Source organism: Corynebacterium sp., from assembly GCF_022712275.1.
Taxonomy (GTDB): Bacteria; Actinomycetota; Actinomycetes; order Mycobacteriales; family Mycobacteriaceae; genus Corynebacterium.
Genome location: NZ_JALAGU010000012.1, coordinates 1 through 13,590, shown reverse-complemented (window position 1 = coordinate 13,590; position 13,590 = coordinate 1). Strand labels below are relative to the sequence as shown.

Sequence of the window (13,590 nt, the reverse complement as noted above, 5' to 3'; positions counted from 1 at the left end):
TGCCCCGGCCTGTGTCCGGCGCTCCTTAGAATGGTGGGTATGACCCACTCCCCTGTCCCCTATCGTTCGGTGGACCACGAACTGGACCGGCGTCGTACGCTGCGTGCCCTGTCCCGCGGCGAAATCTCCCGGGCCGAGGCATGTGATGCGACCCGTGAGGCGCGGTCCAGTGCTGAGGTACTCGGCGTCTCCACTGGTCGGACATGTCCGGTGTGTGGTGCGGACCTGCGGGAAACTCAGTGGATCCATGGCACTGCAATAGGGGAAAAGTCAGGCACAGCGCGTAGTCTTGCGGAGATACGACAGCTTCTGTCTGTCCTCCGGGGCGGTGAGGAACTCACCGTCCACACGGTGGAGGTCTGCCTGCGGTGCGGGTGGAACCATCTTCTCCGGGAGGACAGGTACCGGGGAGTTGCCGGGAAAGTTCTGCCAGAATCCGGGCCCGTGGAGTATCCCACAGCGTACGACGACGGGCCCGGCCATCGACGGGAAGACCAGCTAGGTGACTAACGACAACAGTTCGAACGAGGACGTGAACGGCGCGGCCGCGTCGTCGGGTGACGCCGGGGAGAATCTCCGCGTCCGGACCCGGCGTCGCCGTCCGCGGTGGCGGCGGGTCGTCACGACCGTCTGCTCGGTTATCGCGGTCCTCATCATCGTGCCGCTCGTCGCCTTCTTCGCCGCCTACGCGGTGACGAAGGTTCCGCAGCCTGAAGAGCTCCAGAACAACCAGATCTCGAACATCTACGCGGCGGACGGCTCCTCGGAGCTCGCCCGCATCGTGCCCCCGGAGGGCAACCGCGAGAACATCGACATCGGCGAGGTGCCCGAGCATGTCCGCAGCGCCGTGATCTCCGCCGAAGACCGCGACTTCTACTCGAACAGCGGCTTCTCGGTCACCGGCTTCGGGCGTGCGGCGATCGGCCAGCTCACCGGTAACGACTCCGCCGGTGGTGGTTCCACCATCACCCAGCAGTACGTGAAGAACGCGGTGGTCGGTGACGAGCGCTCCCTGGTCCGTAAGGGCAAGGAGCTGGTCATCTCCGCGAAGATGACGCGGGAGTGGTCCAAGGACGAGATCCTCGAGGCCTACCTCAACACCATCTACTTCGGACGTAACGCCTACGGCATCAGTGCTGCGGCGAAGGCCTACTTCAACAAGCCGGTCCAGGAACTCACCGTCGAGGAGGGTGCGGTGCTCGCCGCGTCCATCCAGCGGCCCAGCCAGCTCGACCCGTGGACCAACCGTCCCGAGGCCGAGGACCGCTGGAACTACGTGATGGACGGGCTCGTCGGGCTGGGCAGCATCGACAACAACCAGCGGGCGGCGGCGGTCTACCCCGAGACCATCGACCCGGCTACCGTCGACCAGGGCTCGATCGCCGAGGGCACGAACGGCCTGATCAAGTCGCAGGTCCTCGCCGAGCTCGCGGCGAACGGCATCTCGGAGGAGGCGGTGAACACCGGTGGTCTGAAGATCACCACCACCATCGACCCGGCCAAGCAGCAGGCCATGGTGGACGCGGTCCACTCCCGCCTGGACTCCTACGGGGACGACGTCCGGTCCGCCGGCGTCTCCGTCAACCCGAAGACCGGTGGCATCGAGGCCTACTACGGCGGCGATGACCCGAACGGTTACGACTGGGCGAATGCCGGCCTGCAGACCGGTTCGACCTTCAAGATCGTCACCCTGGCCGCCGCGGTGGAGCAGGGAATCCCCACCAGTGCGATGTACGACTCCTCCCCTGTCACCTCCGGTGACAACACGGTCACCAATGACTCGGGCGAGGCCTGCGGTACCTGTTCCCTGGCCCAGGCACTGAAGATGTCGCTGAACACGTCCTTCATCCGACTGACCCAGAGCCTCGACAACGGTGCCCAGGACGTCGCGGACATGGCCCACAGACTGGGTGCCGCCGAGTCCATCCCGGGCATCGACCAGACACTCACAGAGAACGGTGGAACCCCCTACGAGGGCATCACCCTGGGTCAGTACCAGTCCCGTCCGCTGGACATGGCGTCCATCCTGGCGACCCTGTCCAACCAGGGCAAGTACATCCCGGCGCACTTCGTCGAGAAGGTCGAGACCCAGTCCGGTGAAGTACTGCTGGACAACTCCGGGATGGAGGGTACCCAGGTCATCAACCCGGATACCGCGGACGCCGTGATCTCGGCCATGGGCCCGATCGCCGGTTACTCCAACAACCATGACCTGGCCGGTGGACGCCAGTCCGCCGCGAAGACCGGTACCGCCCAGCTGGGTGACACGGGCGCCAACAAGGACGCCTGGATGATCGGCTCCACCCCGCAGCTCGCCACGGCGGTCTGGATGGGCAACGTCAACGGTCAGCCGTTGGTCGACATGACCTACGGCGGGTCCATGTACGGTTCGAAGTCGCCGGCGGACATCTGGAAGACCTTCATGGACGCCGCGCTGGTCGATGAGCCGGCGGAGAACTTCGAGGGCGGCGTGTCCGCCGACACCTCCACCGGCAGCTCCGGTGGCACCGGTGGCTGGACGGGTGGCTACGACAGCACCCCGCAGCAGGATACGCAGGACAGTCCGGCAGAGGAAGCTCCGGCGCCGGAGGACAACGGTGGCGGGGCCGACAACGGTGGCGGTGAACTGCCGGATGTCGGGCAGATGATCGACGACTTCCTCAACGGAGGAAACTGACCGTGTCGGACGCCGGGCTCATCGTCACGATGGTGAGTGTCTTCATCGGATTCGTGCTCTTCGGAGCGTCCTTCAAGAGCTTCATGGCACGGCGGCGGGCGGCGGTGACGTGGGGGCTGTTCACCGCCGCGGTCGTGTTCATCACACTCGTGCCGGTGGGGATTGCGGTGTTCTGGGCCTCGTAGAGTATGCTGGACCGGTTGCTGACGCAACGAACCCTCCTGCCGCGCCCAACAGGGGCACGGCCGAAACACTAGACCACAGGAGGTGATGAGGTCCGTGCGTCAATACGAGATGATGATCATCATCGACCCGTCCCAGGACGAGCGCACCGTTGCCCCGTCCCTGGATAAGTTCCTCGAGACGGTTCGCAAGGAAAACGGTACGGTCGACAACGTTGACATCTGGGGCAAGCGTCGCCTGGAGTACCCGATCAACAAGCAGGCCGAGGGCATCTACGCCGTCGTCGACATGCACTGCGAGTCGGCTACCGTCCAGGAGCTTGACCGTCTGCTGAACCTGAACGACACCATCATGCGCACCAAGGTGCTGCGCAAGGACGCCAAGTAAGGCTCCTCACGGCGCAGGTCAACCGGATTCCCGGTTCCACCACCTCATCATCGCCAGCGAAGACAGGAAAGACACCACATGGCACAGGGAGACACCCCGATCACTCTGGTCGGCAACCTCGTTGCTGATCCTGAACTCCGGTACACGCCTTCGGGCGCTGCCGTGGCGAACTTCCGTGTCGCCTCCACCCCGCGCCGGTTCGACTCACAGTCGAACCAGTGGGTGGACGGTGAAGCTCTCTTCCTGGCCTGCAACATATGGCGTCAGGCGGCCGAGAATGTGGCGAACTCGCTCACCAAGGGTGACCGGGTGATCGTCCAGGGCCGTCTGCGACAGCGCAGCTACGACACGCGCGAAGGTGAGAAGCGCACCGTGTACGAGGTCGAGGTCGACGAGGTCGGTCCGTCTCTGCGGTACGCGACGTCCCAGGTCACCAAGACTCCCCGTCAGGGTGGTCAGGGGAACTGGAATGGTGGAAACCAGGGCAACCAGGGCAACCAGGGCGGCTACTCCGGTGGCAACCAGGGCGGCCAGGGCAACGCGGGCAACCAGGGCGGTTTCGGTGGGAACCAGAACCGCTCCGCTGCCCCGCAGCAGGGTAACCAGGGCGGCTTCGGCGGACGCAACGCGTCCACTGACGACGACCCCTGGAGCTCCGCTCCGCAGTCCTCCGGTTTCGACGGTGGCGACGAGCCCCCGTTCTGATCTGTCGTGTGAACGCGTTCACAGACACTTCCGCAAACCCACAGAACAACGAAAGGCACCGGATCAATGAAGCTGATCCTCACCGCTGCCGTTGACAACCTCGGTGTCCCGGGCGACATCGTCGAGGTCAAGGCCGGCTACGGCCGTAACTACCTGCTCCCCCGCGGCCTGGCGATCACCGCCACCAAGGGTGCTGAGGCACAGGTCGAGAACATCCGTCGCGCGCAGGCTGACAAGGTCATCCGCGACCTGGACCACGCTCACGAGGTCAAGGCCGAGATCGACCACCTGCAGGGTGTGACCGTCAAGGTCCGCACCTCTGACAAGGGCAAGCTCTTCGGCTCCATCAACGCCGCCGATATCGCCGCCGCCGTCAAGGCTGCCGGCGGTCGCGAGCTGGACAAGCGCACCATCGTCCTCAACCAGGGCGACATCAAGGCGACCGGCTCCTACAACGTGGACGTCAAGCTGCACCCGCAGGTTGTCGCTTCCCTGAACTTCAAGGTCGTCGCCAAGTAACTGGCGTCACCACCGTTATCCGCCCTCCCCGCAGTACACCGTCACGGTGAACCGCAGCGCGGGACGGCCCCGGCCCAGACAACCGGGGACGACCGGCCCAGACACCCGGTCTCCGTCATCCACTGCGCCCAGGGAACGAGGGCGACCCCGAAGAACATACTTCGACAACAGCACACGACACGGACCTTCCCGGCCAGACACCGGGGCAGGTCCGTGTCGTGTTTTCGACGTGTCCGTGATCCGGGGCCACCGGGGGTTCTCCGGGAGGGCGCCCTTTGGCCCCGGGGCGCGTCCCGGCCGGTTTCCGTACCTGTGGACAACTCACGTACAGCCCGATGCATAAAGTAGGGTAAATATGCGCATATGCGACCTGCGGTGATGGAAACAGACCTACGTTCACCTGCTGTTCGGCGGACGGGCGCGAAGTTGTCCACGCACGGTTTCCATACAGTCCACAGCGCCATAGCTCGTTGACCTGCGTAAATGATGGTCACCTTACCTTGCGGGAGGGAGTTGTCCACAGGTTGTCCACAATGCGACCTGCACCATTGCCAGCTATGCACCCCGTGTCCACAAGTTGTCCACAACGGCTTGTGGATAACTCTGTGGAGAGCTGGAGCACAGTGCACTTCCCCCGCGCTTGGACCACCCCCTCGGACGCGTCTACAGTGGGCTCATGAGTGCACAGGAGAACATGGGGACCGACGTGCCGGGGGGAAGCTCCGGGGAGAACTTCGCGACGACTTTCGGGGATACCCCGCTGCCGCCCGAGCCGTCGGCCTGGGACGAGGGGCCCGGCGACAGCTTCGGGGGCGGTGGCGGGAGTACTGCCGGCCGGTCCGGCGGGAACTTCCGGGGCAAGGGGAAGGGGCGCGGCCGTGACAACGGCAACGCCGACTTCTCCGGTCTCGGTGAGCCGATGCGGCAGATGCCTCAGAACGTGGAGGCCGAGCAGGGCGTCCTCGGCGGCATGATGCTGAGCAAGGACGCCATCGCCGATGTCGTCGAGCGTCTTAAGCCGGAGGACTTCTACCGTCCGGCCCACCGCACCATCTACGAGACCATACTCGAGCTCTACGGCGAGGGTATGGAGGTCGACCCGGTCATCCTCGGTGGCCGGCTCGACAACAACGGTCTCATTGACGAGGTCGGTGGGTTGCCGTACCTCCACGAGCTGTCAAGTAAGGTGCCGACGTCCGCCAACGCGGGCTATTACGCCGACCTGGTCGCCGAGAAGGCGGTGCTGCGTCGTCTGGTGGGGGCGGGCACCCGCATCGTCCAGTACGGCTACTCGGGCCTGGAGGGCGCGGAGCTGGAGAGCGTGGTGGACCGCGCCCAGCAGGAGATGTTCAACATCACCAACGAGTCCGCCAGCGAGGACTACATGGTCCTGGCGGACCTGCTGGAGTCCACCATGGACGAGCTCGACGACCTGGCGTCCGGTGCCGGCGGTGAGGGTGGCGTGATGTCGGGGTTCCATGACCTCGACGAGATGACCAACGGTTTCCGCGGTGGTCAGATGATCATCGTCGCGGCGCGTCCCGGCGTCGGTAAGTCGACGTTGGCGCTGGACTTCATGCGCTCGGTCTCGGTCCAGCAGAACAAGGCCTCGGTGCTGTTCTCCCTCGAGATGAGCAAGTCCGAGGTGATGATGCGTGTCTTCTCGGCGGAGGCGGCGGTGCCGCTGTCGGCGATGCGCGGTGGCAAGATGGATGACGGGCAGTGGGACAAGCTCACCCGTCGCGTCACCCAGATCGAGAATGCGCCGATCTTCATCGACGACTCACCGAACCTCACGATGACCGAGATCCGGGCGAAGGCCCGTCGCCTGGCACAGAAGCACAACCTGGGCCTCATCGTGGTCGACTACCTGCAGCTGATGAGCTCGGGTAAGAAGGTCGAGTCGCGTCAGCAGGAGGTGTCGGAGTTCTCCCGTCAGCTCAAGCTGCTGGCCAAGGAGGTCGACGTGCCGCTGGTGGCGATCTCGCAGCTCAACCGTGGTGTGGAGGCTCGTGGTGACGACGCGCTGCCGCGCGTGTCCGACCTGCGTGAGTCCGGTTCGCTGGAGCAGGACGCCGACATCGTCATCCTCATCAACCGTCCTGACTCACAGAACCGTGACCATGAGCGGGCCGGTGAGGCGGATCTGATCCTGGCGAAGCACCGTGGTGGTCCGATCGGCACGGTGCGGGTGGCCCACCAGCTGCACTACTCGCGCTTCTCGGAGCTGTCGCCGGGGGCGTGAGCCGGGGGAGTCACTTCTCGCCGAGGCACTCCGGGGGGATCTCGAACTGGGTGAGGAGATCGCCCAGGATTGCGGAGAGTTCCGTGGCCTGGGCGGGGGAGAGGCGGTCGATGAACAGCTCCCGGACGGTCTTCACGTGGCCGGGAGCGGCCTCGGCGATGACTTCGAGACCGGTCGGGGTGAGGACGATGAAGGCGCCGCGACGGTCGTCGCCACACGCCTCCCGGTCGACCAGCTCACGGTTGCGCATGCGGGTGATCTGGTGGGAGAGACGGGAGCGGTCCCACTGCAGCCGGTCGGCGAGTGCGGCGATGCGCATCCGGTGACCGGGGGCTTCGGAGAGGTTGACGAGCACCTCGTAGTCCGCCATGGAGATCCCGCTGTCACGCTGCATCTGACGCGCCAGACTGGCCTGGATCCGGGTACCTGCCAGCAGCCACCGACGCCAGAGCTGCTGCTCCTCATCGGAGAGCCAGCGGGGTTCCTGGGGGTCCTGGTCATCAGTGCGGGTCATGTCCACCATTCAATCACATCGGACTGATGGTTGACACGTCAACTAAATGGGTCTACACTGGTCCCCATCACCGCGGGAGACCGTGGGACGTCACAGAACATCACAGAAAGCCAACCGAAAGGTTCACACCATGAGCTCCGTCAACGACTACGCCGGCACCTTCACCATCGACCCCGCCCACTCCGAGATCGGCTTCACCGCCCGCCACGCGATGGTCACCAAGGTCCGCGGCTCCTTCACCGACTTCACCGGCACCGCCACCACCGGCGAGAACCTCTCCGACGCCACCATCTCCATCGAAATCGAGGCCGGCTCCATCGACACCCGTAACGCCGACCGCGACGGTCACGTGAAGTCCGCCGACTTCTTCGACATCGAGAACTTCCCGAAGATCACCTTCACCTCCACCTCCGTCGCTGCCAAGGGCGACGACGAGCTCGAGATCACCGGTGACCTGACCATCAAGGACGTCACGAAGTCCGTCACCGTCGACTTCGAGTTCGACGGTGAGGTCGTGGATCCGTGGGGCAACACCCGCGTCGGCTTCGAGGGTTCCACCGAGATCAACCGCTCCGACTTCGGCCTGACCTGGAACGCCCCGCTGAAGACCGACGGCGTCCTCGTCTCCGAGAAGATCAAGCTGAACTTCGACATCTCCGCCACGAAGAACGCCTAGTCGGCAGAGTCAACCGGCCAGCTGCGTCCCGGCCCACAGGCCGAGACCCGCGAGCAGAACCGTCACCACCAGTACGCCCACCCCGTTGAGCGCCGCCGCCCGGTGACGGTTCTGCCGTATCAGGTTCACGGTCTCCACCGTCGCCGTGGAGAAGGTCGTGTAGCCGCCGAGGAATCCGGTTCCGACGACAGACTGCCAGTCCTCCGGCAGAGCACCGGCGGTGACCAGCCCGGTGAGCAGGCCCAGGAGCAGTGAACCGGTGGCGTTGATGAGGAACGTCGCCCACGGCAGGCCGGCGACGTCGCTGTCGGTGAATCGGTGGGCGAGCCGTGCCTTGACCACTCCGTCGAGGACGAAGCGGGATCCGGCACCGGCACCACCGGCGACGCAGAGGACGCAGAAGAGCAGGGCAGTCATCAGGCGTCCTCCTCCCCGGTCAGTTCGACCCGCGGGGTGACGCGTACCGCCGCAGCTGTCCGAATGCCCGCCGCCGCAGCGAGAACGCCCAGAACCACCGAGACCAGCGCGTACCCCAGTCCAGCAACCGGCAGACCGCCCGAGGTGAGGGACGCGGCGTCCGTCGCCAGGGCGCTGTAGGTGGTGAACCCGCCGAGCATGCCGGTGCCGACGAACAGACGGAGGGCGCGGCGTCCTCCCGTGTCCGGACCGAGCCGGGGGAGCAGATCGAGCAGGAACCCCAGGAGGAACGCGCCGCCGATGTTGATTGCGCCGATGACCCAGGGCACGTCGTCGTAGGGGAACGCGAGAACGAGCCCTTCGCGCGCGGCGACGCCGACCATGCCGCCGAGGACGACGATGAGGATGAAGCCGGGCCGCAGATGGTGCTGACGGGGCTGTTCTGGCACAGGGTCCTCCTACCTTCGGGCACGCCGGAGGGACACCGGACGTGCGGTCGGTAGGGACTGTTGTCGTGGTACCTCCCGGACGGGAGGTGGCGAGGTTGGGTACGGCGAGCCCCACCGCCGTGGCACCGGTCCGCGTCACCGCGTCCCGGGAACCTGAAGTACTGCCGGTCAGACTACACCGACGACTGGAGAGACGCAGCTACAGCGCGGTGTAACCGCCGTCGATGAGGTGGTACGGGCCCGAGGGCGACGGCCTCGCCGATACCGATACCGGGCCCACCACCGGGTCGGACCCGGACAGGGGGTGGGTGCGGTCAGCTGCGGTCAGCGGGGTTTCTTGGCGGTGATCCAGACGTCGATCTCGGCGGTGACCGGCTCCACGCCGGCGTCGTCGAGTATCTGGAAGGTGATGGTGTGCAGTTCACCGCCGGACTCGCGGGTGATGGCGGAGAAGTCGACGTCGTCGAGGGTCGCGGTGATGGTCAGTCCACCTGTGGACTTCGCCGGGTAGTCGGCGCGCATACCGCGGGGGATCCAGCGGTGGGTGTTCGGCACGGTCGCCTCGCAGACCAGGCCCATCGCGGCCTCGGCACCGTTGAGGGCGGCGATGACGTGGAAGGTGCCGATGTGGTTCTGCACGCCCCACCACTTGCCGAGGCGCAGCACGGCACGACCGGGCTCGACCTCGCGGACACGCGGGGCGACGGTGCGGAAGTAGGGGGCCTTGAGGGCGTAACCCAGGGAGAACAGGCCGCGCTGCGGGGCGGAGCCGTTGAACTTCTTCCAGAGTTTCAGCAGGGGAGGTGTGGAGTCGCTCATGTGCGGTCAGCCTAGTGGGTGGGGCCGTACTCCGCCGACGTTCGGTGGAAAGTGCCGGTACGGTGGGCGGGAGTACCCGTACCCCGCCTGCGGAATAGGGCGCCGGACCCGCGCGTTGCACGACCTGAACAGCTTTTCCCGAAAGGACCAGACATGAGCACCCAGACGATCACCAACGACAATTTCAAGGACACCATCGACAAGGAGGGCATCGTCCTCCTCGACTTCTGGGCCGAGTGGTGTGGTCCCTGCAAGCGCTTCAGCCCGGTCTACGAGCAGGTCTCCGAGGAGTACCCGGACCACGTCTTCGGCAAGATCGACACCGAGGCCAACCAGGAGCTCGCCGCCGGTCTGCAGATCCAGTCCATCCCGACCCTCATGGCCTTCCGCGACGGCATCCTCGTCTACCGCGACGCCGGTGCCCTGCCCCCCAAGGCGCTCAAGGACCTGATCACGCAGGTCGAGGGCCTGGACATGGACGAGGTCCGCCAGAAGGTCGCTGAGCAGCAGTCCCAGGAGGGCTGATCTCCCGGCCGGAATGACCGGTCGGTCCCGGTGACTGCCGGTGATCGTCGCTGACGCGACGTGCAGGAAGTGTTTATGCTGGACAGCACTGACCTTACCACCGACCACCGGGAGTCACCATGGCGAATCCTTTTTCCAAGGGCTGGAAGTACCTCATGCAGTCTCTGGACATGAAGATCGACGAGAACGCCGATCCGAAGGTCCAGATCCAGCAGGCGACCGAGGCCGCGAAGAAGCAGCACCGGCAGATCACCGAGTCCGCCGCGAAGGTCATCGGCAACCGGAACCAGCTCGAGATGCAGCTCAACCGGCTGGCGAAGGACCGCGAGTCGCTGGAGGCCAATACACGTACCGCCATCCAGCAGGCGGACGCCGCCACCGCCTCAGGAGATCAGGCGAAGGCCAACGATCTGGCGTCCACCGCGGAGATCTTCGCCACCCAGCTGGTCACCGTCGAGCAGCAGATCGAGCAGACCAAGCAGCTCCACGCGCAGGCCAGTCAGGCCGCCGAGCAGGCACAGCAGCAGCAGGCGCAGTCCGCCGCGAAGCTGGAGGAGCAGCTCTCCCAGATCGACCAGCTGCGCGCCCAGGTCGACCAGGCGAAGATGCAGGAGGCCTCCAACCAGGCGATGGAGTCCATGCAGGGCATCCAGGCCGATGATTCTGTGCCGACCCTCGACGGGGTGCGCGCGAAGATCGAGGCCCGCTACGCCAATGCCCTCGGTGCCCAGGAGCTCACCGAGAGCAGTGTCTCCGGCCGGATGGCGGAGATCGAGCAGTCCGGTAGGGACATGGCCGCGGCCAACCGACTCGAGCAGATCCGTGCATCGATGGGCGGCGGGGAGCAGGCGGCCGTGGAGTCTGCGTCGGGCGGGTCCGGCGGGGACGCAGCGATCGAGGCGGGGGTGGGGGCCGCTGACGCGGACGCGGCGGACGCGGAGGCTACCGAGGACGCCGCGGCGTCCTCCCCGGAGAACCCCTTCGGTCGCTCCTGAGACAGGCGCCTCCGAAACGGCTGCCGGGGTGGCCGACATCACCCGGACGAGCACAGGTAAACGCATGTTCACCTGTGCTTTTGTCTGTCTTTGCATCTCAGGTGCAAGTTTGCATCCGGTGAAAACCGGTGTATGCTGGCTCCTCGTCGCTGCCCCTCCGACCGGTCCGGAGCGGGCACTGAAGACAGTCACCGGTGACTTCCTCCCGCACTGTCCACACTGAAGAGCCGCAGTTCACGGCCCCAGACCGAGCAACGAAAGCGTGACCCTCTCGGACCATGTCTGAACCCCAGAATCCCACCGCGGCGGTAGCATCCGTCCCGGAGAAACCTGCCCGCCCCGGCTTCCTCATCGGCATCATCGTCGCCGCGGCGTTCGTGATGATCCTCAATGAGACGACCCTCTCGAACGCCCTGCCTGATCTCATGATCGAGTTCAACGTCGGCGCAGACACCGCACAGTGGCTGACCACCGCGTTCATGCTGACCATGGCCGTCATCATCCCGATGACCGGCTACCTCATGGCCCGTATCTCGAGCCGCGTGCTGTTCATCACGGCCCTGTCCCTCTTTGTCGTCGGCAGCGTCATCGCGACCTTCGCCCCGGAGTTCTGGGTGCTGCTCATCGCCCGCATCGTGCAGGCCGCCGGTACCGCGATCATCATGCCGATGCTGATGACCTCGATCATGGTCCTCATCCCGGTCGAGAAGCGTGGCGCCATGATGGGCGTCGTCGCCATCGTCATGGCCGTCGGCCCGGCGGTCGGACCGACCTACGCCGGTGTCGTCCTGGAGATCGCGTCCTGGCGCTGGATCTTCGGCACCATGATCATCCTCGGTGCCCTGGCGCTCGCCTTCGGTGGTGCCCAGATGCGCGCTCTGACCCCGACCAGCCGACCCCCGTTCGACGTCTTCTCCGCAGTGCTCTCCGCGCTCGGTTTCGCCTCGACGATCTACGGCCTGTCCAAGCTCTCTGAGCTGGCCGACGGTTTCCCGACCCAGTCCGCGATCTTCCTGGTCATCGGCGTCCTCATCCTCACCCTGTTCTTCCGTCGCCAGTCTGCGCTGCTCAAGGCGCAGGAGGCCGGCGAGGACGTTGCCCCGCTGATGAACATCTCCCCGTTGAAGTCCCGCGAGTACAACCTGTCGGTCGCGATCCTGCTCGTCGGTTTCTGCGCCCTCTTCGGCTTCATCATCCTCATGCCGATCTTCGGCCAGCAGGTCCTCGGTCTGTCGGCCCTGCAGACCGGTCTGGTCACCCTGCCTGGCGGCATCCTCCAGGGCATCATGGCGCCGTTCATCGGCCGTGCCTACGACGCCAAGGGCACCCGCCCGCTGATCATCCCCGGTGCCGCCCTGCTGGCCGTCGCGATGGGTCTGATGGTCTTCGTCAACGAGGACACCTCGATCTGGTACCTCATCCTCGACGGTGTGGTGCTCAACGCCGGTATGGCGATGATGATGACCCCGCTGATGTCCAACGCGCTGAGTTCCATCAACGTGAAGCTGTCCTCGCACGGTTCCTCGATCCTCAACACCCTGCAGCAGCTGGCCGGTGCCGCCGGTACCGCCCTGTTCGTGGCGATCATGGGCATCGGTGCGTCCCACTCCAACGCCACCACGCCGGAGGGTCTCCCGGATCCGCTGGGCTTCGTCACCGACGGTGTGAAGATCGCCTTCTGGTTCGGTGTGGCGCTGGCCGTCATCGCCCTCGTCATGACGGTGATCTTCAGGATCGACGCCAAGCGTGAGCCGGTCGAGGTCATCAACTCCGATGACGACGCCGAGGTCACGGCCTAGCGGCAGTGAGCTCCGACGAGGCGCAGGACCAGTTCCGTGACCTCGTCGATCAGGGGGGTGGCGTCCTTCGCGTCCCGGCCGTCGCCGGAGACGGGGACAGTGGGGGAGAGATACCCGAGGAGGGACTCGATGACGGTGCCGGTGACGGCCCGCGCCGAGGTCGTGGGGTTCTGGGCGGGGAGTTCACCGGAGCCGACACCGTCGGCGATGATGCCGACGATCAGTGCGTGGTACTGACGCCGGCAGGTCAGCCGTTCCTGGTTCACCCGCGCGCCCACCGGCTCGAACAGCAGCGCCTCGGCGGTGTGCCGGCCGTGCAGGGCACGGGTGGCGAAGGTACCGACCAGGGCGGTGAGCCGTTCGATGGCAGAGGGGCCGTGGGTCCGGGAGGCGTGGTCGACGGCGGCGAGTTCCGTGGCCGCGAGCCGTTGGAACATCTCGGCGAGCAGATCCTCGTGACTGCCGAACTGCCGTTCCACAGCACCCGACGCCATGCCGGTGAGCTCGGCGATGTTGCGTGTCGTCACGGCCACGAATCCGCCGTCGGCGATGAGGGAGGACGCCGCGTCGAGGATGTCGGTCCGGGAATCTCGGTCCGGGTGGTGGACGCGGGAGGAGTGCCGGGCGGTCCGGGAGGTGGACAGGGAGACTGCCGGGCGGGTCGTGGTGAAGGGGGCGGG

Annotated in this window: 16 protein-coding genes; 11 read left to right on the top strand and 5 right to left on the bottom strand. The window is 65.9% G+C overall.

Features of this window, described 5'->3' with window-relative positions; all coding sequences use genetic code 11:
- Positions 1–30 precede the first annotated feature (30 nt).
- From Q0A27_RS02055 to dnaB, 7 genes are all read left to right on the top strand, one after another.
- A complete protein-coding gene (locus Q0A27_RS02055) occupies positions 31–510 on the top strand; it encodes a DUF5318 family protein (protein ID WP_367273302.1) in 480 nt (159 codons plus the stop codon).
- Between the two features lie 130 nt (positions 511–640).
- Entirely contained in the window at positions 641–2,677 is a 2,037-nt protein-coding gene (locus tag Q0A27_RS02050) for a transglycosylase domain-containing protein (protein ID WP_291473450.1), read from the top strand.
- A 2-nt stretch (positions 2,678–2,679) separates the two neighbouring features.
- Positions 2,680–2,862, top strand: a complete 183-nt coding sequence (locus Q0A27_RS02045; protein ID WP_291473417.1) for a hypothetical protein — start codon at positions 2,680–2,682, stop codon at positions 2,860–2,862.
- 85 nt (positions 2,863–2,947) lie between these two features.
- Positions 2,948–3,247 carry a 30S ribosomal protein S6 gene (gene rpsF / locus Q0A27_RS02040; protein ID WP_291473416.1) on the top strand — a complete coding sequence of 100 codons (300 nt, stop codon included), beginning with the start codon at positions 2,948–2,950 and terminating at the stop codon, positions 3,245–3,247.
- A 78-nt stretch (positions 3,248–3,325) separates the two neighbouring features.
- Positions 3,326–3,952 carry a single-stranded DNA-binding protein gene (locus Q0A27_RS02035; protein WP_291473415.1) on the top strand — a complete coding sequence of 209 codons (627 nt, stop codon included), beginning with the start codon at positions 3,326–3,328 and terminating at the stop codon, positions 3,950–3,952.
- A gap of 66 nt (positions 3,953–4,018) precedes the next feature.
- A complete protein-coding gene (rplI, locus tag Q0A27_RS02030) occupies positions 4,019–4,471 on the top strand; it encodes a 50S ribosomal protein L9 (RefSeq protein WP_291473414.1) in 453 nt (150 codons plus the stop codon).
- 676 nt (positions 4,472–5,147) lie between these two features.
- On the top strand, positions 5,148–6,716 hold the full coding sequence (gene dnaB / locus Q0A27_RS02025) for a replicative DNA helicase (RefSeq protein WP_291473413.1): 1,569 nt from the start codon (positions 5,148–5,150) through the stop codon (positions 6,714–6,716).
- A gap of 10 nt (positions 6,717–6,726) precedes the next feature.
- Here the strand turns inward: dnaB and Q0A27_RS02020 are convergent, their stop codons facing one another.
- On the bottom strand, positions 6,727–7,230 hold the full coding sequence (locus tag Q0A27_RS02020; RefSeq protein ID WP_367273301.1) for a MarR family winged helix-turn-helix transcriptional regulator: 504 nt from the start codon (positions 7,228–7,230) through the stop codon (positions 6,727–6,729).
- Positions 7,231–7,360: 130 nt separating this feature from the next.
- Here Q0A27_RS02020 and Q0A27_RS02015 point away from each other — a divergent pair, with 130 nt between their 5' ends.
- Positions 7,361–7,906 (top strand): YceI family protein, encoded by a 546-nt coding sequence (locus tag Q0A27_RS02015; protein ID WP_291473411.1) that lies wholly within the window; start codon positions 7,361–7,363, stop codon positions 7,904–7,906.
- A gap of 9 nt (positions 7,907–7,915) precedes the next feature.
- Here Q0A27_RS02015 and Q0A27_RS02010 read toward each other — a convergent pair whose 3' ends face one another.
- The 3 genes from Q0A27_RS02010 to Q0A27_RS02000 all read right to left on the bottom strand — a co-directional run bounded on the left by Q0A27_RS02010 (position 7,916) and on the right by Q0A27_RS02000 (position 9,591).
- Positions 7,916–8,323, bottom strand: coding sequence for a CrcB family protein (locus Q0A27_RS02010; RefSeq protein ID WP_291473410.1), 408 nt, complete (start codon positions 8,321–8,323; stop codon positions 7,916–7,918).
- Positions 8,323–8,772, bottom strand: coding sequence for a CrcB family protein (locus tag Q0A27_RS02005; protein ID WP_291473409.1), 450 nt, complete (start codon positions 8,770–8,772; stop codon positions 8,323–8,325). The genes Q0A27_RS02010 and Q0A27_RS02005 overlap by 1 nt, the downstream gene beginning before the upstream one ends.
- A gap of 324 nt (positions 8,773–9,096) precedes the next feature.
- On the bottom strand, positions 9,097–9,591 hold the full coding sequence (locus Q0A27_RS02000) for a hotdog fold domain-containing protein (protein WP_291473408.1): 495 nt from the start codon (positions 9,589–9,591) through the stop codon (positions 9,097–9,099).
- A 153-nt stretch (positions 9,592–9,744) separates the two neighbouring features.
- Here Q0A27_RS02000 and trxA point away from each other — a divergent pair, with 153 nt between their 5' ends.
- From trxA to Q0A27_RS01985, 3 genes are all read left to right on the top strand, one after another.
- Entirely contained in the window at positions 9,745–10,116 is a 372-nt protein-coding gene (gene trxA, locus Q0A27_RS01995) for a thioredoxin (protein WP_014011454.1), read from the top strand.
- A 119-nt stretch (positions 10,117–10,235) separates the two neighbouring features.
- Positions 10,236–11,111 (top strand): PspA/IM30 family protein, encoded by an 876-nt coding sequence (locus Q0A27_RS01990; RefSeq protein ID WP_291473407.1) that lies wholly within the window; start codon positions 10,236–10,238, stop codon positions 11,109–11,111.
- A gap of 278 nt (positions 11,112–11,389) precedes the next feature.
- Positions 11,390–12,910 carry an MDR family MFS transporter gene (locus Q0A27_RS01985; RefSeq protein WP_291473406.1) on the top strand — a complete coding sequence of 507 codons (1,521 nt, stop codon included), beginning with the start codon at positions 11,390–11,392 and terminating at the stop codon, positions 12,908–12,910.
- On the opposite strand, the gene Q0A27_RS01980 is transcribed toward Q0A27_RS01985, so the two are convergent.
- The coding region (locus tag Q0A27_RS01980) for a TetR/AcrR family transcriptional regulator (RefSeq protein ID WP_367273300.1) at positions 12,907–13,590 on the bottom strand (684 nt) is incomplete at its 5' end. The two genes, Q0A27_RS01985 and Q0A27_RS01980, sit on opposite strands and share 4 nt — an antisense overlap.